The organism is Mesorhizobium sp. RCAM 05099, assembly GCF_059683685.1.
Genome location: NZ_CM185035.1, coordinates 6305811 through 6330114, shown reverse-complemented (window position 1 = coordinate 6330114; position 24304 = coordinate 6305811). Strand labels below are relative to the sequence as shown.

Sequence of the window (24304 nt, the reverse complement as noted above, 5' to 3'; positions counted from 1 at the left end):
TTTCCATGATGCTGGTCCTTCTAGCTAAAAAGGCATCTTTGCCGCGACTGGGGAAACTGCGAGCGCAACGTTTCGGCCGTTGCGGGGGAAGACGTGGCCGACTTCCCGATGCCCCTTGCCGTAGAATGCGATCTGACGCAGACTTGACATGTAGCTTTCCTTCTTCTGTTCCATTTGCGGCTGCCCGCCATGAATACCGGCCGGCAGCTCTCGCCGCCTTGCACAGAAGGGGTTTCAAGAGTCGTGCCGGTGGTGTCACATTGATTGAGCGGTAAGGAAATTGAGGTAGCAGCGCGCCCATGACCGTGAGTGCACCGACCTACAAGAACCACCGCTATCCGATCGAAATCGTGGCCCGTGCTGTCTGGCTCTACTTCCGCTTCAATCTGAGCCTGCGCGATGGTGAGGAAATGCTGCTCGATCGCGGGATCGTCGTTTCCTACGAGACCATCCGCCGATGGTGCCGAAAGCACGGCCCTGATTATGCGCGCCGCATACGCCGCAAGGCACCAACGAAAGACGATGTCTGGCATCGGGATGAAGTCGTGGTGCGCATCAACGGTCAGAAATGCTGGTTGTGGAGAGCGGTTGATCAGGACGGATATGTGCTCGACGAGATTGTCCAGACGCGTCGCAACACCAAGGCCGCCAGGCGCCTGCTGACGCGACTTCTGACGCGACTTCTGAAGAAGCAGGGTCTGCCGCCAAAGCGTATGATCACCGGCAAACTGCGCTCCTACGGGGCGGCCAAACGCCAGCTCATGCCGAACGTGGAACACCGCTCGCATAAAGGCTTGAACAACCGGGCGGAGAATTCTCACCTGCCGTTCCGAAAACGGGAACGAACGCGACAGGGTTTCCGGTCGGTCGGCTCATTGCAGCATTTCGTGTCGATCTTCTCCGCCGTCCGAAATCTCTTCGTCCCATCCCAGACCAACCGCTCCGCAGCACAAATTCGAACCCATCGACGCCAGGCAATGGCCGCGTGGCAGGCCGTGAGTGCACGGCCTGCCTGAAAAGCGCGGTGTCGGCCTCACGCGACCACATTTCAAACAACGTGACAACGCCCGGCGGCCTTCACCGCCGCAATCGCGGCCGCGGCATTCGAAAACTGGTGCCGGCCCGGCACGCGTGGTGGTGCCAGATCCATAAGCCCGGTCTGGTCCTGGTAGGTCATGCGGCCGTTTTCCTCGTAGGCGAGATAGTCCTGGCCCGCTTTGTTCGGAGAGAAGTCCCGCGCCGAAATCTCGGTCATGGGCAGCCTTCCGGTGCGCGGCAAGATGCGATCGGTATCGGGAAAGATCGATCGGTTGGCCGTCACCGGTGATGAAGTGCTGATTGTCGACTACAAGATCAACCGCCCGGCGCCAAAATCGCTGGAAGCCGTTCCGCTCGCGAACGGGCGCCTGCGCGGCTTCCCGCAGAGGACTTCGAGCTTGCCTTCAACAAACAGTGTCGGACGCGCAGGCGGCAAATCGAACGGCATGAACGCATCGACGTTCTCTGCGCCTGCGGTTACGCTCTCGTATCGGCCCGTTGTTCGCTTCGGAATTTCATGTCGCCCAATTGGCAACAGCTTCGTTCGCTTCGAGGGGAGCAAGGAACGACAGCGTTCCTTGGTGATCTATCTGGGAACGAAGTCCTTACCTAGCGCCGAGTGTTAGCCAAAAATCGTTCTTAGCGCGAGTGCCTTAATGGATTGTCGCTGACTGTCTGCTCCCTGAAAAGGACGGCGGCAGCCCTACAACACGGTGCGAGCGCATCATCTTTGGACTACAGACCCCCGGCACCAGATGCGATCCTCTGGCCGGCTGCGCAACCCGGACCAGCTTCGCCGGCCACCCCAGCCGAAGCGCAAAGACCAAGCATGCGCTAGCGTTCAACATGGATCACCCGATTGGGGCTGGCCAGTTGTCGGGCTCCGGCGAGGTCAATAGCGGTCGTACCCTGTGTCGTCTTTGTCGGGTCCGCTACACACGGCTTGCTTAGCCAATCTCTTGTTGCCTCGGGCTAAGCAGCTGAAAAGCATCCACAAATTTTCTTCTCCGGCCCAATCAGCCGAGTTGGCACGAGTCTTGAAACCCTTTGGTGCGAGGCGGCGAGAGCTGCCCATCGGCATTTATGTCGCGGGCAGCCGCGATGGATGGAACGAAGGAAGGAAATCTATAATGTCAGGTCTGCGTCAGATCGCCTTTTACGGCAAGGGCGGCATCGGCAAGTCCACCACCTCCCAAAATACGCTCGCCGCCCTTGTCGACCTCGGGCAGAGGATCCTCATCGTCGGCTGCGATCCGAAAGCCGACTCCACCCGCCTGATCCTGAACTCGAAAGCGCAGGATACGGTCCTGCATCTTGCGGCACAGGAAGGTTCGGTCGAAGACCTCGAACTCCAGGACGTGCTCAAGGTAGGTTACAGAGGGATCAAGTGCGTGGAATCCGGCGGCCCGGAGCCGGGTGTCGGCTGCGCCGGCCGCGGTGTCATCACCTCGATCAACTTCCTCGAGGAGAACGGCGCCTATGACGATGTCGACTATGTCTCCTACGACGTGCTCGGGGACGTGGTGTGCGGCGGCTTCGCGATGCCGATCCGCGAGGGCAAGGCCCAGGAAATCTACATTGTCATGTCCGGCGAGATGATGGCGCTCTATGCCGCCAACAACATCGCCAAGGGCATCCTGAAATATGCCCATTCGGGCGGCGTGCGGCTCGGCGGCCTGATCTGCAACGAGCGCCAAACCGACCGCGAGCTCGACCTTGCCGAAGCACTGGCTTCCAGGCTCAATTCCAAGCTCATCCATTTCGTGCCTCGCGACAACATCGTCCAGCACGCCGAACTCAGGAAGATGTCTGTGATCCAGTATGCGCCGGATTCGAAGCAGGCGGGGGAATACCGGGCGCTGGCCGAGAAGATCCATGCCAATTCTGGCCAGGGCACCATCCCGACCCCGATCACCATGGAGGAGCTCGAGGACATGCTGCTCGACTTCGGCATCATGAAGACCGACGAGCAGATGCTTGCCGAGCTTCAGGCCAAGGAAGCGGCGAAGGCGGCCGCCCAGTAACGAGCGCTGCCGACACGAGGCGCCGCCTTGAGCTGGCCGCCTTGCAAAGAACGGCGCCTCATCGATGAGGCGTCACCAAATACCTTGAAAGGGGTCCCATGAGCCTGGATTACGAGAATGACGGTGCTCTCCATGCGAAGCTTATTGAGGAGGTGCTGTCGCAATATCCCGACAAGGCGGCGAAGCGCCGCAAAAAGCACCTCAGCGTCGCAAAGAGCGGGAACGAGGCTGGCGAGGTCCTTTCCGAATGCGACGTCAAATCGAACATCAAGTCCATTCCGGGCGTGATGACGATTCGCGGCTGCGCCTATGCCGGCTCAAAGGGCGTGGTGTGGGGTCCGGTCAAGGATATGGTCCATATCTCGCACGGCCCGGTTGGCTGCGGGCAATATTCCTGGTCGCAGCGCCGCAACTACTACGTCGGCACGACGGGCATCGACACGTTCGGGACAATGCAGTTCACCTCCGATTTCCAGGAGAAGGACATTGTTTTCGGCGGCGACAAGAAGCTGGAACAGATTATCGACGAGATCGAGGATCTGTTTCCGCTGAACAATGGCATCACCGTGCAATCCGAATGCCCGATCGGCCTGATTGGCGACGACACCGAAGCAGTTTCGCGGAACAAGGCCAAGGAGCACGAAAAGACGATCGTGCCGGTGCGCTGCGAGGGTTTCCGCGGCGTCTCGCAATCACTCGGCCATCACATCGCCAACGATGCGATCCGCGACTGGGTCTTCGAGAAGAAGGACGTGGAGTTCGAGGCCGGCCCGTACGACGTCAACGTGATCGGCGACTACAATATCGGCGGCGACGCCTGGGCCTCGCGCATCCTGCTCGAGGAGATAGGGCTGCGCGTGGTCGGCAACTGGTCGGGCGACGCGACCCTCGCCGAAATAGAGCGCGCCCCGAAGGCCAAGCTCAATCTCATCCACTGCTACCGGTCGATGAACTACATCTGCCGGCACATGGAGGAAAAGTATGGCGTCGCCTGGATGGAGTACAATTTCTTCGGGCCCTCCCAGATCGAAGCCTCTCTGCGCAACATAGCCAAGCATTTTGGGCCCGAAATCGAGGAGAAGACTGAGAAGGTCATCGCCAAGTACAGACCGCTCGTTGATGCGGTCATTGCCAAGTACCGGCCGCGCCTCGAAGGCAATACCGTGATGCTTTATGTCGGCGGCCTGCGCCCCCGTCACGTCATCACCGCCTACGAGGATCTCGGCATGGTGATCGTCGGCACCGGCTATGAGTTCGCCCACAACGACGACTATCAGCGCACGGGCCATTACGTGAAGAATGGCACGCTGATCTATGACGACGTTACCGGTTACGAGTTGGAAAAGTTCATCGAGGGGGTTCGCCCTAATCTCGTCGGCTCGGGCATCAAGGAAAAATACCCGGTGCAGAAGATGGGCATACCGTTCCGTCAGATGCACTCCTGGGATTATTCAGGACCGTATCACGGCTATGACGGCTTTGCCATTTTCGCCCGCGACGTGGACCTTGCCATCAACAATCCGGTCTGGGGCCTCTACCAGGCGCCTTGGAAAGAAAGCCCGTCCCGTGGGCGGGCGATGGCTGCCGAGTAACACCTGACTTTAGCCTGGTCTCCCCAGGGAGACGACGAACGCCCGCGGCCGCGTGATCCGCGGGAGACCTGAAACGTCTTCACGTCCCTGAGCTGCCGTATGGCGCCCAGATGAAAGAGGTAACCACCCATGCCGCAGTCGGCTGAAAAAGTTCTCGACCACGCCCCCCTGTTCCGTGAGCCGGAATATAGGCAGATGCTTGCCGAGAAGAAGCTGAATTTCGAATGTCCGCACGCCGATCAGATCGTTACCGATCAGCGCGAGTTCACCAAGACGTGGCAATACCGCGAAAAGAATCTCGCCCGCGAAGCGCTTGTCGTGAACCCCGCCAAGGCCTGCCAGCCGCTGGGTGCGGTGTTTGCGGCCGCGGGCTTCGAGCGAACCATGTCCTTCGTCCACGGCAGCCAGGGCTGCGTGGCCTATTACCGCTCGCACCTGTCGCGCCATTTCAAGGAGCCTGCGTCGGCGGTTTCCTCCTCGATGACCGAGGATGCGGCGGTATTTGGCGGCCTGAAGAACATGGTCGATGGGCTCGCCAACACCTACCAGCTCTACGACCCGAAGATGATCGCTGTCTCGACCACATGTATGGCGGAGGTCATTGGCGACGACCTGCACAGCTTCATCCAGAACGCCAAGGACGAAAACTCGGTCCCGCGCGACTTCGACGTGCCCTTTGCCCATACGCCAGCCTTTGTCGGCAGCCATGTCGATGGCTATGACGGCATGGTCAAAGGCATTTTGGAGCACTTCTGGAAAGGCCAGGAGCGCACGGAAGCCAAGGGAACCATCAACATCATTCCGGGCTTCGACGGCTTCTGCGTTGGCAACAACCGGGAACTCAAACGCCTGCTTGACCTGATGGGCGTGTCCTACACCTTCATCCAGGACGCCTCTGACCAGTTCGACACCCCGTCGGACGGCGAATACCGCATGTATGACGGCGGCACGAAGATCGAAGACGTGAAGGAGGCGCTCAACGCCGAGGCGACACTTTCGCTGCAGTATTACAACACCCGAAAAACGCTGGAATATTGCGAGCAAGTCGGGCAAGCGACCGCCTCGTTCCATTACCCGCTCGGGGTCCAGGCGACCGACGAATTCCTGATGGAGCTATCGGCGATCTCCGGCAAGGAAATCCCTGAGACAATCCGCCTGGAGCGCGGCCGACTGGTTGACGCCATGGCTGACAGTCAGTCCTGGCTGCATGGCAAGAAATACGCGATCTACGGCGATCCGGACTTCGTCCATGCCATGGCGCGCTTCGTGATGGAAACCGGCGGTGAGCCGACACATTGCCTCGCCACCAACGGCACCTCGGCGTGGGAAGCCGAGATGAAGGAACTGCTTGCATCCTCGCCCTTCGGCAAGGACGCTCAGGTCTGGGCGGGCAAGGACCTGTGGGCGATGCGCTCGCTGCTCTTCACCGAGCCGGTGGACCTGCTGATCGGCAATTCCTATGGCAAGTATCTGGAGCGCGACACCGGCACGCCGCTGATCCGGCTGATGTTTCCGATCTTCGACCGGCACCATCACCATCGCTTTGCGCTCATGGGCTACCAAGGCGGGCTGCGCGTGCTGACGACGATCCTCGACAAGATCTTCGACAAGCTCGATCGCGAGACGAGCGAGACGGGCGTGACGGACTATTCCTATGATCTCACCCGCTAACAGCGGCTGCCGGCTTTTCGCCGGAGCCGTCCGCTGCCCAACGGACCTTGGAGACCGACGCCATGTCCTCGCCCAGCGCCAAAATCCAGGATGTCTTCAACGAGCCCGCCTGCGATAAGAACCGCGGCAAGGATGCCAAGGCGCGCAAAGAGGGCTGTTCGAAGCCGCTGACGCCGGGCGCGGCAGCCGGCGGCTGCGCTTTTGACGGCGCCAAGATCGTGCTGCAGCCGATCACCGACGTCGCGCATCTGATCCATGCGCCGCTCGCCTGCGAGGGCAATTCCTGGGACAACCGCGGCGCCGCTTCCTCCGGGGCATCGCTGTGGCGCACGAGCTTCACGACCGACCTCACCGAACTCGACGTGGTGATGGGGCAGGGCGAGCGGAAGCTTTTCAAGGCGATCCGCGAGATCAAGGAAGCCTATGCGCCGCCGGCGATCTTCGTCTATTCGACCTGCGTGACGGCGCTGATCGGCGACGACATCGAAGCGGTCTGCAAGCGCGCGGGGGAAAAATTCGGCTTGGCCGTGGTGCCGGTCAATGCGCCGGGATTGGTCGGCTCCAAGAACCTCGGCAACAAGCTCGCCGCCGAGGCGTTGCTCGACCATGTCATCGGCACGGTCGAGCCCGACGACGCTGGGCCGTACGACATCAATATCCTTGGCGAATTCAATCTCTCCGGCGAATTCTGGCTGGTGAAGCCGCTCCTTGATCGGCTCGGGATCCGGGTGCGCGCCTGCATTCCGGGCGATGCGCGCTACCTCGACGTTGCCTCTGCGCACCGCTCCCGGGCGGCTATGATGGTGTGCTCGACCGCGCTCATCAATCTGGCTCGCAAGATGGAGGAGCGCTGGGACATCCCGTTCTTCGAAGGCTCCTTCTACGGCATCACCGACACCTCGGAAGCACTGCGCAACATTGCTGAGCTGCTCGTGAAGAAGGGCGCTGATCCAGAGATCCTCGCCCGCACAGAGACGCTGATCGCTGAGCAGGAGGCGATTGCGTGGAAGAAGCTCGAGGCTTACCGGCGACGGCTTCAAGGCAAGCGCGTGCTGCTCAATACAGGCGGTGTGAAGTCCTGGTCGGTCGTCCATGCGCTGATGGAGATCGGCATTGAGATCGTCGGCACCTCGGTCAAGAAATCCACTGTCGAAGACAAGGAGCGCATCAAACAGCTCCTCAAGGACGACAACCACATGTTCGAGCAGATGGCAGCGCGCGAGCTTTACGCCATGCTCTCAGAACACAAGGCCGACATCATGCTGTCGGGCGGGCGCACGCAATTCATCGCGCTTAAGGCCAAGACGCCCTGGCTCGACATCAACCAGGAGCGCCAACACCCTTACGCCGGCTATGACGGCATGGTGGAACTCGTACGCCAGATCGACCTCGCCATTCACAACCCGATCTGGCGCCAGGTGCGGGAACCGGCACCGTGGGATTGCCAGCCTGCCATGAAGGACGAACCGCCGAGCACAACGAGCGAGACGGCGAGCCTGCACGCTGTCCAGGAAGTCGCCCGCACGACGGCCCGCGACTGCGGCGAGTGTTGAGGAAAGCCGATGGCGCGCATCCTTCCCCAGACCAAATCAGCGGCGGTCAATCCGCTGAAATCCTCGCAGCCGCTGGGTGCTGCCTTGGCCTTTCTCGGGATCGACGGCGCAGTGCCGCTATTCCACGGCATCCAAGGCTGCACCAGCTTCGCGCTCGTGCTCTTCGTGCGGCATTTCAAGGAAGCGATTCCCCTACAGACCACCGCGATGGATGAAGTGACAACCATCCTCGGCGGGTCAGACAATCTGGAAGAGGCGATCCTCAACCTGAAGACCCGCACGAACCCAAAGCTGATCGGGGTCTGCACGACGGCCCTGGTGGAAACCCGTGGCGAAGATTGCGCAGGCGACATTGCCGACATCAGGCTGAAACGGGCGGAAGAACTCGCGGGTACGGAGATCGTACTGGCCAACACGCCGGATTTCGACGGCGCGATCGAACAGGGCTGGGCCACGGCTGTCAGCGCGATGATCGAAGTCATGACGCGACCGGGCGAGCGGGCGCGCCAGTCAAAGAAGATCGCGATCCTGCCCGGCTGGAATCTCACCGTGGCTGACATCGAGCATTTGCGCGAGATGGTTGAAAGCTTTGGGCTGCAGCCGGTGATTTTGCCGGACGTCTCAGGCTCGCTTGACGGCACTGTACCAGACCACTGGGTCCCGACCACCTATGGCGGCACCAGCATCGAGGATATCCGCGAGCTCGGCGCGGCCGAGCACTGCATCGCTATCGGCGAGCATATGCGTCACCCGGCCGAGGTGCTGCAGAAGATGACCGGCGTCCCTTACGTGCTGTTCCAGTCGCTGACCGGACTGGAGGGCGCCGATCAGTTCTTTTCCCTGCTGTCCGCGATTTCTGGCGAGTCTGTGCCGGCCAGCGTGCGCCGTCGACGGGCGCAATTGCAGGATGCGTTGCTCGACGGACATTTCCATTTCGGAGGCAAGAAAATTGCGATCGCTGCTGAACCAGACCAACTCTATCAACTCGCGACCTTCTTCACCGGCATGGGCTCCGAAATCGCGGCGGCGGTCGCCACGACCGATATGTCGAAAATTCTGGAAAAAGTACCGGCGGCCTCGATTCAGATCGGCGATCTCAGCGATTTGGAAGCGCTTGCCGGCGGGGCTGATCTTCTGGTCACCCATTCACATGGACGCCAGGCATCGCAACGTCTTGGCATTCCGCTCATGCGCGTCGGCTTCCCCGTCTTCGACCGGCTCGGCAGCCAGCACAAGCTCTCAATCCTCTATCAAGGGACCCGTGATCTGGTTTTCGAGGTCGCCAACATGTTCCAGGCCAACCGGCATGCGCCGACGCCCGAGAAACTTGATCCATTCCGCAAGCGAGAAACGCAAGATGGGGCCCGTCCGTCGCCTCTCACTGGTCACTGACGAGGGCCGAGATCCAATGCGTGAACGACAAGCAGGCGCCTTGCGCGTGGCAATCGCAACACAAGACATGAAGGAGCTCAATGCGCATTTCGGCTCGGCCAGGCGCTTTGTCATCTACGATGTGACGCCCGAGGAGTGGAACCTCGTGGAAGCCGTGGCCTTCGACGACGTCTCCGACGAAAGTGGGAAACATCGGACCGAGGGCGATGACCGCATCACACCGAAGGTGGAAGCACTGAAGGGCTGCCACCTCCTGTTTTGTCTGGCAATCGGCGGACCTTCGGCAGCCAAGCTTGTTTCGGCAAAAATCTATCCGCTCAAGGTTCCGCAGCCTCAGAGTATCCAAGATGTGCTGTTGCGCACGCAGGTGATGCTCAGAACGTGTCCTCCCCCTGGGTGCGCAAGCTGCTGGCTGAGGCAGGCGTCGCGAAACCGTCCTTTGAGGACGACGACTGAAATGAGGAGGCGAAAATGTCCGACCCTGTGGTTAGCCCTGCTGTCGCCGAGGATCAGGTGGCGCTTGCCAGCCCGTTCCTGAAATGCCTCGTGCGGCTAATCCGTGCTCAGGACTCCTACGGAGCGTGGGAAGGCAAAGCGGAGCCCGAGCTGTTGGCCTCCTTCATCATCAGTAAGGAACAGCGCCGTGCAATCCCGATCATCGGCGATCCCGATCCGGACGTGCTGTGGAGGCTTGATATGTTCTACACCGCTGTTGGGCTTGCGATCGAGGAGCGCTGCGGGCTGATGGCATCGCCGATAATGGAGATGAGCCATGAAGGCTTCGGGCGGGTGCTGTTCACGGCCGGGCGGTTGGTGGCTCTGTCGAAGACCCTGCGCGATGTCCACCGGTTCGGCTTCGAGACGTACCAGAAGCTCACTCAGGCCGGTACGAAACTGGTCGACGACGCAATCGCCACCATCGAGACCTATCCCGAGGTGGCGCGTGCGTGATGGAACCGGTTCGAGGGAAAGAGATCATGTCAGACCTTGAGGCGCTGCATAGAACGTGCCGAACCTGCAGTCTCTCGCGTGCAGCGAAGACGACAACTGCACGACCTCGCCAAGAGCCTTCCCATCAAGCTGTCCGAGATCAAGGCCGTCGGCGGGAAAACGTTCGACATTCTTGCCGAGTGGACGCTGCAAGGAGAGTGTTCGGTGCATTGGAGAATTCATGATGACGAGCCCTTCCGTCACCCGCGACGTCCAGAAGGATCCCGGAATATGCGACCGCTATCAACGCGACGACCTGCATCGGTTGCTGTCGCCGCCTCAAGATCTGCTGACGCGAGGTCATGCAACTTCACGGCATGGCTCAGGCGGGTGAAACCGTCGGCATCTGCGCCGCCCAGGGGGACGACTTCTATGTCGAGCTCAATCAATCCATGCGGCCGAGGCAGAATTAATGTCTTTAGACAACGCAGCACCGATGAAGCCACTGGTCCTGATCTGTTCGCAAGATCCGGAGTTCATTCATAACTACGGACACATCCTGGAGGCGGATGTCTTCAGGTCTGAACTGGCCAGCAGCGTGGATGACGTGCTTAAATTGACAGTTGAGCGGGAGCCGAAGGCCGTGGTGCTGGACTGCCAGCCGGCAAGCGCGACACGATCCACCATCTGCTCCCAGCTCAAGGGGGACCCCCGGACCGGCCGGCTGCTCGTTATTGCCCTGATCGCGCCCGGCGCCCAGAACCAGCATTTCGATCTATTGAAGGCAGGCATTGACGAAAGTTTTGTGCGGCCATTCGCACCGGGCAAGCTGCTCGACTGTCTACGGACGAAGCTGGCGCTGGCGAAGCCCGGTTCAAACGGGATTGTAAACGGCAGATTGCTCCGCTGTGGCAGCCTTGAGATGAACGTCGATGCCCGCCGAGTCCGCGGTAACGGCCACGACATCCACCTCGGACCGCTCCAGTACAAACTGCTGCAGCATTTGCTCGAGAATCCCGGCAAGGTGTTCAAGCGGAAGGAGTTAAAGGACGCAGCTTGGGGGCCCAACATCCACGTCGAAGAGCGCACCGTCGATGTCCATATCAGCCGGATCAGAAAGGAGCTGAAGAGGACGTCGGCCGGCAGCGTCATTCGTACCATCAGGTCCGAGGGCTACTCGCTCGAGGAGGCGCACGCTGAACCTGAACCTGACGGTGAATAGGCATCGGTGCGCTGCCACTCCCCCTCCGTCGTGCTGAGGGCAAGCTAAGGGCGTCGAACGCGCTTAAAGGCCCGACATATTCGAAAAGAAAGAAGCAGTCAGATGGCTTTTAAAAGCGTACTCTGTGTCACGGGTTCTGACCACTCCGATCAGGACGTCAGACCAGCTGCCGGCTTATGTGCCGAGTGTCGGCGCATATCTTTCCGTATTGATTATGTCGCCTCCGCCGCTCGTTATGTCGTCTCCGCTGCTCGGCGATGGCATGGCCGAGTGGCCTGGACAACGCGGACAGGCCATTGCCAGGCTGGACAAACGGTTTAGGCAGATCGAGAGATTTTCGCAGGACATGGCCAGCCTGGAAAAAACATCCAGGGAAATCCAGAAACTGCTGAGAGCCACGTCGCTTTGCTATGACGTCGATACCGATTACTGCGATCTGGCCAACGTTGGTGACGCGGTGCGGCAGCGGGCGCACTGCACCGACCTCGTCGGCCCCGCACTTCTCAGCGATAATAATCTCGGACCTCTTGTTATCAATGGCAGCTTGTTCGATAGGGGAAAGCCGGTGCTTGTTGTGCCGAAGGGCGCTGAGGCGACACTGTCGCCGCGGCGTGTGCTGGTCGGCTGGGATTCGTGAGTCGAGGCGTCCCGCGCGGTTCGGGAAGCGCTGGATCTGCTATGCGGTGCTGAGGAAGTTCGTGTCACACTGGTGGATCCGAAGGCGACCCGCAACGGAAACGGCGCCGAGCCGGGAGCCGACATCGCCGCCTATCTAACCCGGCACGGTGCTCAGGTGTCAGTTGACCGGCTGCCGAGCGCCGGTAAACCGGTGGCAACGGTGCTCGCGCAGCACGCAATCGACACCTCCGCCGACATGATCGTCATGGGCGCTTATGGCAGCCGCCGGCTGCGTGAGCGGCTCTTCGGCGGTGTCACGAGATGGTTGGTTGGAAAGCGGCCATTGCCGTTGTTTTTGGCTCGCTGACTGATTCCAGGGGAATACCAAGCTGTTCGAAGCTCTACTCCCTTGGGTCGGCGATCCTGATACCAATTGGGGGCAAGGTCGCGGCGAACACAGGAAATTTCGCGAGCCTCCTCGCAGCCAATCCGCACGCGCCCTCGTCGAAACCATCCCGGACCTCTCTAGCGTTGTCGGGGGTTCCGCTCGGCCCGAGATGATCCGCAATGCGGAGGCCGGCCGCGCAGAGGTACAGCGCACCTGAATGCACTCAATGCCACGGCTTCGCAGGTCGGCGTCAGGTCCAGAAGGAGACTCGTTTCAGCACGGCAGATCGCGTTCGGATCCCACAGCGGCATTTGCATGCGCGCGACCAGATCTCTTGCTCACTGCGGCTGGGTGGTGAACAACGCAATGACCGTGCCGTGGCCGAGGCCCTCAACGTCGGGTCGGGACGGTCTTGCTCTTGGCCGTCGTCGGCGGGAATCGATGGCGTCAATCACGTTGCCATTGCCTAGGTCTGTAGGCGATTAGCGGCGAAGGCGGCCGCATCCTCAGCGTGTTCCGTCGGTCCGCCGGGCCGCGTGGAGACCGGGCGGCCTTTGGACGGTCAATTCCGACAAGGCTCACATTCGAACTAGGCGGTCCCGTAGCGCCTGAGTCCAGGGGACACAGAAGATAACGACACAAAGGAGGAATGCCGGGGAGTTCACCGGACGGCACGTGCCGGCACTCTTCCTGGGCCTTTTCGTCATCATCATCGCCAATCTGACGATGATGGCATTCGCGGGCCGCGGCTGGACCGGCTTCGCGAAGAACGCCCATGTCGCCAGCTAGGAATTCAATCGCAAGGCGGAAGAGGGCAGGGCAACAGGCTCGGATGGAGCGGCCCCCCTGAATTCGCAAATGGCGAGATCCGCTGACCGACAGAGACCAGAATGGCTGGATGCTCAAAGCCCGGTGGCGTGGCGCGGACGATGATGACGAGCCTGGCGGTAGCCAACGCAGTCATGACGTCCATCTGCTCGCCCTCAGCCCGAATAAATGGTCAGTCGTCCGTGGCCACGCTTTTTGGCGACGGGAGCGCGTTTGCATGTCCAGAACCTGACAGAGGGAGAAAAAGTGTCTGGTTCAAGACAAGCGACCATCTTGGGCAGGTGGAGATTTTTCAAAGCCTAATCCTGCGCTTACTGCGCGTGGAGCGCGCTGGCACGGCCTTTGCGAATTGAGATGCGACACGGAGTGAGGGCTGACTGAATGCAGACGCGCGAGACGAGCAATGCTCTCCTTTCATTGAACCCATGTGCCCCGTCTTAAGGGGGAAACAAGCTTGCGCATAAGGTCGCGCAAGCTTTGGCAATAGCTTTGGAGAGCAACATGGTATTGCGGATGGAGTCCCCGGCTCCTTCAATCAAAGTGGAGGATTGGCTAATTGGCGAGCCCCTCGCGAACTTCCAGCCCGGCAAAGTGTACATCGTCGAATTTTGGGCAACCTGGTGCGGACCATGTTTGGCGGCGATGCCCCATCTGGTGCAGCTGCAGGAGCAATACAAGGACAGCGGACTTGAGGTCATCGGCGTCGCGGCTGATGAACAGGCTCCAACGGCCGATGAGGCCCGAACCAAGCTGGATGCGTGGTTGAGCGAAAAGTGCTCGAATCTGAACTATCGGATCGCGTTCGACCACACTGATGAACAGGCTTTGGAGGGAACCCAGCTTTTCTGGCGGGATTCCAGCCTCGTTCGTGGTCGACCGGGACGGCCACATCGCCTTTATCGGCCATCCGATGGAACTCGATGACGTTTTGCCGAAAGTGCTTAACGGCAGCTGGCGCACTAGCGATGAAGCGAAAGCCGCCGATACGCAGCGGATCGCCAGAAGCGAAGCCATGGCGCGCGAACAAGCGTTGAAGAAGCCGATCAATGACAGATTTAGGGCGGCGGTGGAGTAAGAGGATTGGAAGACGGCGCTCTTGGCGATCGAAGAGGGCATCGCCTTGCTGCCGGACAACCTCAATTTCCGCCAGGCTCATGCGCATCTGGTGCTTCACAGAATGCACGACATGTGGACCGGCTTGCCCGTCATGCGCCAATTCGCTTGCGACGCGATCGACAGAAACTCCGAGCATTGGATGATTGCAGCGCTAGACCAACTCTTCCATCCGAACCTTGACCATTCGCGCTTTCCGTCTGCTGAGCGCTTTGCGATGGGCAAGGAGCTCTCCGAACAGATCTTGGCACTGAATCCCGCGCAAGGCGACAGCCCTAAGTTTTGGTCTTATCCGGCGGTCGCCCGGTACTACCATGAGAGAGGCAACAAAGATCGCGCGATCGAGTTGGTCGAGCTGGCACTGAAGTCGCTGGACGGTCCGGAGCCTGTCTCGAACGAACTGAAACAGCACCTTTTGCCAGAATTGCTGCAGGCCCTGGCCAACTACAAGGGTGAGGAGGTTTGTTGCGGCGCTCTCTGTGCGGCTCCGCAAAACAATTTCCCGAAGGGGCCAAAGAGCAGCCGGACGAGGAAAAACACAAAACCGAGGAGAAAACAGAAAAAGGAGTGATGGTCGGAATGTCTACTGGCCAATTCTTCCATTTCTCTGGCGTGGCCGCTGCAAGCAGAGTCAACGCAGCACAGGGTGGATCGTTTGCAGCGGGTTCGGGATTCGAATCTTGCGATGACCTCCAGCCGCATCGCGGCAGAAGGGATGTTCGACGCGAATTCGCGTCGCAGTGGAAGACCTCCCAGTCGAGGGCATCTCCAAGGTCGGCCACAGGGACATCAATTGCGTTGGCTCAGCCACTCCGAGCCGGGCGTCGGCTGCGCAATTGTGCCCGAAGTAGGCGTCCCCGAAAACAGAAATCGTCCATCGAGGAAGAGGACTGATGAGGAGAAAGCGAAGTGCCTGACGCCGCGGTTGGCCCTCCTGTCAACGAGGACGAGGCCGCCCTTGCCACCCCGTTCGTCAAATGCCTCTTGCGGCTGATCCGTGCTCGCGATCCCTTCGGGTCATGGGAAGGGAGATCGGATACCGAGCTGTTGGCCGCCTTCATCGTCACCAGAGAACAGCGCCGTGCCATCCCGATCATCGGCGATCCCGATCCGGACGTGCTGTGGAGGCTAGACATGTTTTACACCGCCGTCGGGCTCGCGATCGAGGAGCGCTCCGGCCTGATGACATCGCCAGTGAAACCCATGGGAGCTTCGGGCGCATGCTTTTCGCGGTCCGGCGGTTGGTCGTTCTGTCGAGACGTCCACCAGTTCGGCTTTGAGACGTTCCGGAGACTCGCGGAGGCCGGTACGAAACTTGTCGACGATGCGACTGCAGCCTTACGGCCTATCCCGACGCGGCGCGGACGTGATGAAACCAGTTTCGAGGAAGGGGATCATGTCAGGCCTTGAGGAATTGCAGAAGAAGGTCCGCAAGCTGCAGTCGCGTGCGGGAACCGCGAAGATGGAATTGCACGACCTTGCCGAGGACCTTCCGGTCAACTGGACCGAGATCAAGGCGGTCGCCGAGAAAACGTTCGACGTGTTTGCCGAGTGGGACGCTGCCAAGAGACAGCTCGCTGCGTTGGAGAGTTCACGATGAGCGCCTTCCTCACCCGCGACGGCTCCGGATGGATGCCGCAATATCTGACCGCTATTGACGGCACGACCTGCATCGGCTGCGGTCGCTGTTTCAAGGTCTGCTCGCGCGAGGTCATGCATCTTTACGGCGTCGATGACGCGGGTGAAATCCTCGGTATCTGCGACGGCGAAGACGATGACTTCGACGGCGAGCTCAATCGCATGATCATGGTCGTCGACCACGCCGGCCGTTGCATCGGCTGCGGAGCCTGCGCCCGCGTCTGCCCGAAGAACTGCCAGACGCATGTTGCGGCGCCACCGAGGGGGTCGCGAGCATGATACCGCGGAATGGGGGACGCAGCTCATCCGTGCTTGGAACGCGGCACGAGGGGCCCGTGCACCAACGCCGCATCCCACCAATCGGCGGCGTCGCGTCCGAGATCCAGCACCGGCTGCTCGGCGCTTTTACGCTCGTACCATGGCGCCGGCATGCCGCCGGCGAACCATGACGCATTGCCGCCGAGGCTGCTCGTCCAGCAAAAGCGCAATAAGCCCTAATGGGCAACCTCATCGGGACCGAAAAGAGCGCTAAACCGGCTGGCTAGATCAATCCACGGTGCCGCGTCGCCGGTCTCTGAAGTTATGCGAACGACCGCCGCCAGATAATCGGTAAAAGCCTTCAGTCTTATGGCGCCTTGCTCAGAGAGGTAGCCAACGGCGTCAAGCCGCTGGTGAGCGGCAGCGAGCATGTGTCGCACCAACAACAGGGAGGATGGGCAAGGGCAATCGCTCTCAGTCGCGAGGCGCTTGCACTCGCTGCAAATCGGCGGAATGTCCTCTAAAGCTAGGTCGCCGGAAAGACGTTGTATGAGATTGTCAGTGGCGTTCCACAAATTCGCTCGCATGCAGCACGGAATGCAGCGTTACGCCATGTTGGGCTAGCAGCGCCGTAGCTCCCTCGTCGCGGTCCACGAGGCAAGCAGCGTCACGCACAATGCCCCCGACGTGGCGAACCTCTTCAATCGCCTTCAATATCGACTTGCCGCTTGTGGCAACGTCGTCAACGATCAGGACGACTTTTCCCTTGAGATCTTCTTTGGGGCCAAGGCCTTCAATCACGTCCCTTGTGCCGTGGGGCTTTGGAGCCTTGCGAACGAAGATCGTGTTTACGGGTTTGTTCATGACCGAGCTGACAGCCGCCATTGATCCGATTACGGGGACCGCGCCCATTTCAAGGCCGCCGACGTATTCTGCTTTCGTTTGCTCAACGATCTTTAGGAACTCAAGTGCAGCAAGTTGCGCGCCTCGCGCCACCATCATAGTAGGCTTCATATTGAAATAGATGTCGCTCTCTATGCCCGACGAGAGCGTGTAGCGTCCGAATCGAAAAGAGCGCTCACGGACAATCTCGCGGAGTTCGTCCTTGCCGTGTTGGCCGGAATCAACTGGTCTGAATTTTGCCAGTGCCGCCATAGATCAGACCTCGCCCCTAGGGAAAAATTGGGTGCGGCATGCCCCTCAGCGACTACCGCTATGCGGCTTATGCAAGTGTTCGCGGGGTGTGTCAATTAAAGTCAATACCGGTGCGACCGTTTCGCGCAGATTTTTCCGTTATCGTTATTGCGTGCCTAAGCGTAACCACGGGTTGGCGGCTCCCATTCCTCTATGGCTGGGTAGCGCTGGCTACCCGACCTTTGCCCGGTCTCTGCTAGGCACGGGTTTCACAACGCGGGCCTCTTTGAGGGTGTTGAGCGCTTCATCTTTGGTGAGGCCGAACTTACGGGCAAAATAGGCAATCTCCTTGCCGATACCGCTCGCGGCTCCGGTGATCACCGCTACCTTGTCGAGAAGCCGACTACCGCCTCCGTCGTCGCGCTGGTTCGATAGGATATCATTCTGAAAGTTCATGGATTCTTCCTTTCCGATAGCGAGGATCGGCTTCCGCGAGGTAGTCGTGGACGACTTTCCCGAGCGCGAGCGTGAGATCTGCGACGAGGTGTACGGCAGAGACCCTTCCAGCACCGGCAGTTCGGCGACGGGGGCAAGCGCATGCGACCACAGGTTCAGGGCTGCCGGGCCGGTCCAGGCGCCCCTCAGATCGATGTCCTCCAGGTGATATTCCACGAGCTCACAGATGCGCGGCGTGCCGTCAACATGCGGGATGATTTTGAGGAGGAAGTTCGGTTCGGCGAGCGAGGCCTTCACGCTCGCAAGGTCGGCGGCTCGGTGCTTGTAGCCCATGGTACCCGTCGCGACGCGCACGGGGCCGTAGTCCAGCGTGCCAACAAGGGTATCCGTCTCCGTTCGGAGCGTTGGGCTGGCGAGCTTCTTGGGAAAGCCCCACAACTCGCGTCCGCCGGCTATCGGCGGATGGTCATCGAGAAACATGCAGTGGGTGTAGCTGCCCTTGCGTCCGCGGAACGCGACTGGGATGACTTGCCCGCTTTCCGTGTAGTCGCCGAAGCCCGTAGAGTCCAGCATGCGAATGAACTCGAATTTGATGAGAGGCTCGCACACCTCAAGCGGCTCCGGCACCAGGTCGCGCAGTTTCTGTGGATCGGTGCGATTGTGATGATCAGATACTCCCGGTTTCGGAAGCGATATGGGCCGGCCGGATAGGCCGGGCTGGTTAGGGGCATGGCGAAAGCCCTCGCCCGCACGGTGTCTTGGTGCATGTCTGAAATTCCTTTGTGCTGGATCAAGCGGCGCTTAGATCGGCCTGCGTGATGGCGGCGAGGCTCTCCTTGGCGCCTTCGTTCGGCCTCGAATAAGGATGAGTGCCGTAGATCGCGCGCAACCATTTGCGCTGGGCGATTGCCTTGGGGGGCGCGCTCATTGGCGATGATGCCGGACAAAGGCGCTGCTTCCCCGTCTGCCCTTGTGGGAGAAGGTGGATCGGCGGGCAGCGCCTAGCCAGATGAGCCGTCTGCATGTTGCCAGGCCTCTGGTCGAGCGTCATCTTTGGATGGGTCCGGGAAATCCTCGGCGACGGTATATTTCGGGAGGTGATCATGGGACGATTTCTCCTCAGTCCATGACGTGGTTTGCGGATGAGCACGCATGTACCATGCCAAATGAAAAACCGTTTCGAGGCAAAGTGATAGATCTGGCTCAGCTACGTTGCGTATCAGACATTGTCGGTCATCGGACAGCGCCCAACTCGAAATGCTTGCGGGTTGGGAGGTTTCTCGCTCGTGCGGAAGAGGTTGCGCCTCGAAGGTCTCCGCCGCTCAGGCAAATGGCTCCGACCGGGGTGCTATGCTCCACCTGGTCACCATCGGCCCGGGGCTGTACCAGCTCAATCAGCGGAGGAGTGCGGGCGAAATGCGTGCCGGCGTCAACAAGAGCAGCCTGTTAGGCGAATGTCTGGCGAAAGGGCCCCACTATTTTCGGTCGAAGAACTGAGAGGCACATCTCTCGGACCGGAGCGTTATAGCATCGACATGATTGAAGCGCACGAGCCCAGACATTTGGCGGAGAGGAGCACTGGCGCACCAGCGTCCGTGCTTCTTTTCCTCCGAATCCTCTTCCTCGTTGTGGTCTGCGGCCTGCAGTCGTCGCTACGCGATCGGTCAGGTCGAGATCACGACTGCCACCGTGAGGATCTTACTTCGGGCAAGCCGGACAGCCGGCGCACCAGTGCGGACCCAAACATGCCGCTATAGCCGGCGACCAGATGCGTTTGCCCTCCAGCGAAACATTATCTTTTCACGCTAATCGAGCAAGATTCCGTAGGCACGGCAATCGGCCTCGACCATTTCCGAGACGAGCTCATCGAAGGTGGTCTTTGGCTCCCAACCGAGCTGGGTGGCCGCCTTGGAGGCATCACCGATCAGCAGGTCAACCTCGGTCGGACGGAAATAACGCTTGTCTATCCGGATCAGTGCCTGGTTACTCTTGCGTTCGCGGCCCACCTCGTCAACACCTTCGCCTTCCCAGACGATCTCCTTCCCGACCCGCATGAAAGCAGCCTCGACAAAGCTGCGGACCGAATGCGTCTCGCCAGTCGCGAGCACGAAATCGTCAGGCTCGTGGTGCTGCAGGAGGCGCCACATGCCCTCGACATAGTCGCGCGCCGAGCCCCAGTCGCGCTTTGCCTCTAGATTATCCGAGATAAAGGCAGTCCTGCTTGCCGGCCATAATCGCAGCTACTGCACGCGTCACCTTGCGCGTGATGAAAGTCTCGCCGCGCGTCGGTCCTTCGTGATTGAACAGAATCCCTTGCTGGCATAGAGCCCGTATGCCTCGCGATAGTTCACCGTGATCCAGTAGGCGTAGAGTTTCGCTACCGCATAGGGCGAGCGTGGATAAAATGGGGTAGTCTCCCCCTGCGGCACACCCTGGACCGAACCGAAGAGTTCGGACGTGGAGGCCTGGTAAAACCGCGTTTTTTCTCAAGGCGAAGAATGCGGATCGCTTCCAGCAGCCGCAGTGTGCCGAGAGCATCGGCATTGGCCGTATATTCGGGGGTCTCGAATGAGACTTGCACATGGCTTTGCGCAGCCAGATTGTAGATTTCGTCGGGCTGCGTTTCCTGCAGGAGGCGGATCAGGTTTGTCGCATCCGTCATGTCCCCGCAATGCAGGACCATGTCGGGATGGTCCTCATGAGGATCTTGATAGAGGTGGTCGATGCGTTGGGTATTCCCGATCAGCGACGCTCGCCGCTTCAGGCCATGCACCATGTAGCCCTTCGAAAGCAGCAGTTCGGCAAGCAAAGCGCCGTCCTGACCGGTGATACCTGTAATGAACGCCGTACGCCGGGGTGAACTCATTTGTAATATTTCCGTGGATGAGGACTATGGACAGGCGCGCCTCGAGTGATGTCAAGAAGGCATGCGGATTACATTGAGTGTCGTGTGCCGTCGGCATCAGATCCAGGCAGACTTCGCCCCCATCTTCCGTGCGACGGGAGAGACCTCCTTGTAGGCGTCGCCTTCCGAAGAGGCGTCTTTTCATGTCCGTTACTCTTCGCAAAATTGATTGTCTCAATGCAATGCATCCACAGAATGGATAGATTCTTATCGGCTAGATGGAGTTTTCAGAGCCTTCGAATTGCCAAATAACGCAGCGATCCGCGCGGCGCTGAGAGACCGTTTTGAAACTCGCTGCTGCGAGTCATACGGTGGTGTTTTGAGGACGGGAGCGGAGCGTACATTGAGTACGTGAGCCACCGGAAGCGCAGAAAACCGCCAGATGGCCGCAGGAGCGAGTTTCGAAACGGTCTCTGAGATGGCAAGAGCCGTTTCCTTCCTTCAGATCGATAAGCACTGCATTGACGGAAACGCCCAACTCGCTCGTCGCCTGCGCGACGAACTGTTGAATGAGACGCTGTTCACCTCGTCAGATCCGCGCCTCCCTGGCCCTATGGCGCGCCGACTGCAAAGGCGCGCGGCCTAATTCACAGATCGGATGGCAGACGCGGAGCGAGTTTGCAGAACTTCAATCCGCGACGGTCGCTAGCGCTGCGCAATGCGAAGGCTCCGCGCCAGCGCCCGTCGCTTCCACCGCCAACAGGGCAAATCCAACGCCGGAAACGAACTCACGAGAGTGAACAGGATATGCCGACTGGCGATGGCATTTGTTCGCGCCGCTATTCGTCCTTCTTGCGCTGACGTTGATTGTCAAATGTGCCTGTAGATTCTAGCCGATCGCGATAGGGCCTCTGCCTGCCTTAGGCAGTTAGAAGGGGCGGCCGTATGCGCAGAGTGCGCTCTAAGGCATGGAACCGGTTCTTGTTGCTGCCGAAGGGACCTGCAACACCCAACATGCTAGGCTATATGTGCCTGTCACACATGAGCCGCTGTTTGCGCTAAGCTTTTGATTTTATTGACTGGCAGGCGCTTCGTGGCGATGAGCAGATGCGTCAACTACCAGATGCCGTAGTATCGGCGCTCAGCCGACAACTCTAGAAACGAGCTCGTGTAAACGCATTGACCGAGAGGTTTCGGCATGCAGAGCAACGTGACGATGCTGGAGGCATCGAAGAGCATCCGTGTAGCAGATGAGTCAGCGCCCAGGTCCGGTCTCTATTTTACGGCGAAACTTTTGAGGAGCATATCGCTATGACCAGCAGACTTCCTGAATATCAGGGAAATCACCAACCTACCAAACACCGCCCGGACTTGTCTGAACCAAACTGAAGAACAACCCCACCAAAGGCATTTAATCGCTCTCTCGCTCGACGCGACGCCTACATCAGAGGGACCCTAAATGAATACCGACGCTTTCACGGCTCACGAGTCCAACGTTCGTCGCTATGGGCGGTCATTTCCCACGGTCTTTACGAAGGCCCTTGGGGCGACAATCTGGGATGAGGCCGGTAACCCATATATCGATTTTCTTGTAGGGTCTGGTGCACTCAACTACGGACACAACAACCCGAATATTATTGCGCCAGCTATCGAATATCTCATCGGTGAGAACATTCTTCTGTCGCTTGATATGTATACGGCGGCGAAGCGTGACTTCATTGAAGCGTTTGTCGATTCGATCCTGAAGCCTAGAGGCCTTTCGTACAAGATACAGTTTCCTGGGCCGACCGGCACAAACGCCAACGAAGCGGCGCTGGCGCTGGCGCGAAAATATACCGGCCGCTCGAGCGTCATGGCCTTCACAAATGCGTTCCACGGCATGTCACTCGGCTCTCTGGCGGTGTCGGGTTCGGCGTCAACCAGGGAGCTGGGCGGCGTTGCTCGCCACGATGTGGTCCGTGTCCCCTATGACGGCTATCCGAGCCAACATTTCGATTCCGCCAGTTACATCGACTGGGTTTTGGGCGATCCAGGCAGCGGCATAGAAAAGCCTGCCGCAATCATTCTGGAGACCATCCAGGCAGAAGGCGGCATGAACGCCGCATCCGCAGCTTGGCTCACAGAAATTCAGCGCATTTGCCGTAAGCACGGCGTTGTTCTGATCGTCGACGACATTCAGGCAGGTGCAGGACGAACGGGCGATTTCTTCTCCTTCGAGTTCGCAAAAATCGAACCAGACATCGTGTGCCTTTCAAAATCCCTAAGCGGTTCAGGTAGTCCATTCTCCATTGTTCTGATCCGCCCCGACATAGACATATGGAATCCCGGAGAACATAGCGGAACCTTCAGAGGCAACAATTTCGCCTTCGTGACTGCAGGGGCCATGTGCAAACTGTGGTCCGACAGGCAGTTTACTGCAGGCGTCGAGCGGACAGCCGTCAAGCTGCAACGACACCTTGACCGCCTCGTTGCGAAATTTCCCAAGTGCATTGAACAAAAGCGCGGCCGCGGTCTGATGGCGGGCCTCAAGTGCCGTTCGCAGACCGTTGTCGGTCGTGTGCACGATGTCGCGTTCGAAAATGGCCTGCTGATCGAATCCTCAGGGCCAAATCGCGACGTCATCAAAGTCCTCCCGCCGATAACCATAACCGATGACGAACTCGATCATGGGATCGCCATCCTTGATCAGGCACTTAAAGGAGCAAGCCAATGACTACTCATCAAGCGCCAGCCATCTCGCCTGTTGCGATCAGAGAACGCACCGGCTCGATCAGCACTGCGGAGATCATCTCAGTCCTGAAAGGTGAGACCACCGCTCTGCACATCAAGCAAGCTTTCAGCACCGAAATAGCCGAGGAGATCACCGCGAACTTCGGTGGCAGTCCCGCTCTCAAGGAGCGTAAGGATGGCATCCCCGGACAATATGTCGGCGCATCCCACTACAGGAAGGATGCAGCCACCTATTTCGCAGAGGCCGAAAACGCGCGACCGTACGTCGAGGCCCTGTTTGAGAATTTGGTTGACCCGGTCCGAGCAATATTCGGCGCGTTGAAACGCGAGCTTCACAACCAGGGCATTGAACTGCGACTGGCCCGTTCAGAACACGGACAGGCCAATGTTTGTCGCGCTATCAGCTGGTCTGGCAGCGGCACATTTTCACTGGACCCCCACGACGATGTCGCTCAAGTCTTATGTGCTGGGAGCGGTTATGAGCTTTCTTCGGTGGCAAACAACACTGTAGCAGCACTCAACTTCTATCCCAGCATGCCCGAGGAAGGTGGCAATCTGCGGCTCTGGAGCCATAAGCCGACCGTCGCGGACCGAAGATCGCAGGGTGTGGAGGCCACGGGCTATCCCTATTCGGCAGCTTATCTTGAAACCGTTCCTTGTCGCGAGTTCAAGCTTAAGGCCGGGGACATTGCCCTGATCGATGGCGGTTTCGTTCACGGGGTCACCGGTCAATCAGGCAACGGAAAGCCTCGCCTAGTGCTGAACAGCTTTTTCGGATTCGCGCGGCCGGATCTTGTTCTCTGGTGGACCTGACGTTGGATGTCGCGGCGACTGACCGGATTTCGACGGGCGCGCAGCACGCAAAGGAGGGTCA

At 59.5% G+C, this 24304-nt stretch carries 18 protein-coding genes and 6 pseudogenes; 18 read left to right on the top strand and 6 right to left on the bottom strand.

Going from position 1 to position 24304, the window contains the following annotated elements:
• Positions 1-299: 299 nt before the first annotated feature.
• The gene (locus tag AC56QQ_RS31345; RefSeq protein ID WP_497124602.1) at positions 300-1016 is read left to right on the top strand and encodes an IS6 family transposase; all 717 of its coding nucleotides are present in this window, start codon (positions 300-302) and stop codon (positions 1014-1016) included.
• Between the two features lie 50 nt (positions 1017-1066).
• Here the strand turns inward: AC56QQ_RS31345 and AC56QQ_RS31340 are convergent.
• Positions 1067-1213: pseudogene (locus AC56QQ_RS31340) on the bottom strand (bifunctional folylpolyglutamate synthase/dihydrofolate synthase); the annotation flags it as partial.
• A 4-nt stretch (positions 1214-1217) separates the two neighbouring features.
• Here AC56QQ_RS31340 and AC56QQ_RS31335 point away from each other — a divergent pair.
• The 15 genes and pseudogenes from AC56QQ_RS31335 to fdxB all read left to right on the top strand — a co-directional run.
• Positions 1218-1397: pseudogene (locus AC56QQ_RS31335) on the top strand (hypothetical protein); the annotation flags it as partial.
• 771 nt (positions 1398-2168) lie between these two features.
• Positions 2169-3062 carry a nitrogenase iron protein gene (gene nifH / locus AC56QQ_RS31330; RefSeq protein WP_013533491.1) on the top strand — a complete coding sequence of 298 codons (894 nt, stop codon included), beginning with the start codon at positions 2169-2171 and terminating at the stop codon, positions 3060-3062.
• A gap of 98 nt (positions 3063-3160) precedes the next feature.
• On the top strand, positions 3161-4654 hold the full coding sequence (gene nifD / locus AC56QQ_RS31325; RefSeq protein ID WP_497124601.1) for a nitrogenase molybdenum-iron protein alpha chain: 1494 nt from the start codon (positions 3161-3163) through the stop codon (positions 4652-4654).
• Between the two features lie 129 nt (positions 4655-4783).
• On the top strand, positions 4784-6325 hold the full coding sequence (gene nifK, locus AC56QQ_RS31320; RefSeq protein WP_497124600.1) for a nitrogenase molybdenum-iron protein subunit beta: 1542 nt from the start codon (positions 4784-4786) through the stop codon (positions 6323-6325).
• A 62-nt stretch (positions 6326-6387) separates the two neighbouring features.
• The gene (gene nifE, locus AC56QQ_RS31315) at positions 6388-7878 is read left to right on the top strand and encodes a nitrogenase iron-molybdenum cofactor biosynthesis protein NifE (RefSeq protein WP_497124598.1); all 1491 of its coding nucleotides are present in this window, start codon (positions 6388-6390) and stop codon (positions 7876-7878) included.
• Between the two features lie 9 nt (positions 7879-7887).
• On the top strand, positions 7888-9270 hold the full coding sequence (gene nifN / locus AC56QQ_RS31310; protein WP_497124597.1) for a nitrogenase iron-molybdenum cofactor biosynthesis protein NifN: 1383 nt from the start codon (positions 7888-7890) through the stop codon (positions 9268-9270).
• Positions 9236-9726 (top strand): annotated as a pseudogene (gene nifX, locus AC56QQ_RS31305) (nitrogen fixation protein NifX). Before nifN ends, nifX begins: the two are co-directional and overlap by 35 nt.
• Positions 9727-9741: 15 nt before the next feature.
• On the top strand, positions 9742-10221 hold the full coding sequence (locus AC56QQ_RS31300; RefSeq protein ID WP_497124596.1) for a NifX-associated nitrogen fixation protein: 480 nt from the start codon (positions 9742-9744) through the stop codon (positions 10219-10221).
• Positions 10222-10696: 475 nt separating this feature from the next.
• Positions 10697-11422, top strand: coding sequence for a winged helix-turn-helix transcriptional regulator (locus AC56QQ_RS31295; protein ID WP_497124595.1), 726 nt, complete (start codon positions 10697-10699; stop codon positions 11420-11422).
• A gap of 262 nt (positions 11423-11684) precedes the next feature.
• Positions 11685-12059, top strand: coding sequence for a hypothetical protein (locus tag AC56QQ_RS31290; RefSeq protein WP_497124593.1), 375 nt, complete (start codon positions 11685-11687; stop codon positions 12057-12059).
• A gap of 72 nt (positions 12060-12131) precedes the next feature.
• The gene (locus tag AC56QQ_RS31285; RefSeq protein WP_497124592.1) at positions 12132-12407 is read left to right on the top strand and encodes a universal stress protein; all 276 of its coding nucleotides are present in this window, start codon (positions 12132-12134) and stop codon (positions 12405-12407) included.
• A gap of 1350 nt (positions 12408-13757) precedes the next feature.
• A pseudogene (locus AC56QQ_RS31280) lies at positions 13758-14940 on the top strand (TlpA disulfide reductase family protein).
• Between the two features lie 338 nt (positions 14941-15278).
• Positions 15279-15779, top strand: a complete 501-nt coding sequence (locus AC56QQ_RS31275; protein ID WP_497124591.1) for a DUF269 domain-containing protein — start codon at positions 15279-15281, stop codon at positions 15777-15779.
• A complete protein-coding gene (locus AC56QQ_RS31270) occupies positions 15766-15969 on the top strand; it encodes a CCE_0567 family metalloprotein (RefSeq protein WP_497124590.1) in 204 nt (67 codons plus the stop codon). Before AC56QQ_RS31275 ends, AC56QQ_RS31270 begins: the two co-directional genes overlap by 14 nt.
• The gene (gene fdxB / locus AC56QQ_RS31265; protein ID WP_497124589.1) at positions 15966-16286 is read left to right on the top strand and encodes a ferredoxin III, nif-specific; all 321 of its coding nucleotides are present in this window, start codon (positions 15966-15968) and stop codon (positions 16284-16286) included. The genes AC56QQ_RS31270 and fdxB overlap by 4 nt, the downstream gene beginning before the upstream one ends.
• Before the next feature lie 537 nt (positions 16287-16823).
• Here the strand turns inward: fdxB and pyrE are convergent.
• From pyrE to gmd, 5 genes and pseudogenes are all read right to left on the bottom strand, one after another.
• Entirely contained in the window at positions 16824-17420 is a 597-nt protein-coding gene (gene pyrE / locus AC56QQ_RS31260; protein ID WP_497124588.1) for an orotate phosphoribosyltransferase, read from the bottom strand.
• Positions 17421-17630: 210 nt separating this feature from the next.
• The gene (locus AC56QQ_RS31255) at positions 17631-17855 is read right to left on the bottom strand and encodes a hypothetical protein (RefSeq protein WP_497124587.1); all 225 of its coding nucleotides are present in this window, start codon (positions 17853-17855) and stop codon (positions 17631-17633) included.
• A pseudogene (locus AC56QQ_RS31250) lies at positions 17839-18622 on the bottom strand (acetoacetate decarboxylase). Before AC56QQ_RS31250 ends, AC56QQ_RS31255 begins: the two are co-directional and overlap by 17 nt.
• A 23-nt stretch (positions 18623-18645) precedes the next feature.
• Complete coding sequence (locus AC56QQ_RS31245; protein WP_497124586.1) at positions 18646-18783, bottom strand: hypothetical protein; 138 nt, start codon at positions 18781-18783, stop codon at positions 18646-18648.
• Positions 18784-19660: 877 nt separating this feature from the next.
• Positions 19661-20721: pseudogene (gene gmd / locus AC56QQ_RS31240) on the bottom strand (GDP-mannose 4,6-dehydratase).
• Positions 20722-22159: 1438 nt separating this feature from the next.
• Between gmd and ectB the strand changes: the two are divergent.
• Both ectB and AC56QQ_RS31230 read left to right on the top strand, forming a co-directional pair.
• On the top strand, positions 22160-23413 hold the full coding sequence (gene ectB, locus AC56QQ_RS31235; RefSeq protein WP_497124585.1) for a diaminobutyrate--2-oxoglutarate transaminase: 1254 nt from the start codon (positions 22160-22162) through the stop codon (positions 23411-23413).
• Positions 23410-24243: a 2OG-Fe(II)-dependent halogenase WelO5 family protein gene (locus tag AC56QQ_RS31230; RefSeq protein ID WP_497124584.1), complete on the top strand. Its 834-nt coding sequence runs from the start codon at positions 23410-23412 to the stop codon at positions 24241-24243. Before ectB ends, AC56QQ_RS31230 begins: the two co-directional genes overlap by 4 nt.
• The last annotated feature ends 61 nt before the right edge of the window (positions 24244-24304 follow it).

Bases quoted from the DNA above. Each gene is read 5' to 3' on its own strand.
- AC56QQ_RS31345 (WP_497124602.1), top strand. From the start codon at position 300: ATGACCGTGAGTGCACCGACCTACAAGAACCACCGCTATCCGATCGAA.
- nifH (WP_013533491.1), top strand. From the start codon at position 2,169: ATGTCAGGTCTGCGTCAGATCGCCTTTTACGGCAAGGGCGGCATCGGC.
- nifD (WP_497124601.1), top strand. From the start codon at position 3,161: ATGAGCCTGGATTACGAGAATGACGGTGCTCTCCATGCGAAGCTTATT.
- nifK (WP_497124600.1), top strand. From the start codon at position 4,784: ATGCCGCAGTCGGCTGAAAAAGTTCTCGACCACGCCCCCCTGTTCCGT.
- nifE (WP_497124598.1), top strand. From the start codon at position 6,388: ATGTCCTCGCCCAGCGCCAAAATCCAGGATGTCTTCAACGAGCCCGCC.
- nifN (WP_497124597.1), top strand. From the start codon at position 7,888: ATGGCGCGCATCCTTCCCCAGACCAAATCAGCGGCGGTCAATCCGCTG.
- AC56QQ_RS31300 (WP_497124596.1), top strand. From the start codon at position 9,742: ATGTCCGACCCTGTGGTTAGCCCTGCTGTCGCCGAGGATCAGGTGGCG.
- AC56QQ_RS31295 (WP_497124595.1), top strand. From the start codon at position 10,697: ATGAAGCCACTGGTCCTGATCTGTTCGCAAGATCCGGAGTTCATTCAT.
- AC56QQ_RS31290 (WP_497124593.1), top strand. From the start codon at position 11,685: ATGGCCGAGTGGCCTGGACAACGCGGACAGGCCATTGCCAGGCTGGAC.
- AC56QQ_RS31270 (WP_497124590.1), top strand. From the start codon at position 15,766: ATGTCAGGCCTTGAGGAATTGCAGAAGAAGGTCCGCAAGCTGCAGTCG.
- fdxB (WP_497124589.1), top strand. From the start codon at position 15,966: ATGAGCGCCTTCCTCACCCGCGACGGCTCCGGATGGATGCCGCAATAT.
- pyrE (WP_497124588.1), bottom strand. From the start codon at position 17,420: ATGGCGGCACTGGCAAAATTCAGACCAGTTGATTCCGGCCAACACGGC.
- AC56QQ_RS31255 (WP_497124587.1), bottom strand. From the start codon at position 17,855: ATGAACTTTCAGAATGATATCCTATCGAACCAGCGCGACGACGGAGGC.
- AC56QQ_RS31245 (WP_497124586.1), bottom strand. From the start codon at position 18,783: ATGAGCGCGCCCCCCAAGGCAATCGCCCAGCGCAAATGGTTGCGCGCG.
- ectB (WP_497124585.1), top strand. From the start codon at position 22,160: ATGAATACCGACGCTTTCACGGCTCACGAGTCCAACGTTCGTCGCTAT.
- AC56QQ_RS31230 (WP_497124584.1), top strand. From the start codon at position 23,410: ATGACTACTCATCAAGCGCCAGCCATCTCGCCTGTTGCGATCAGAGAA.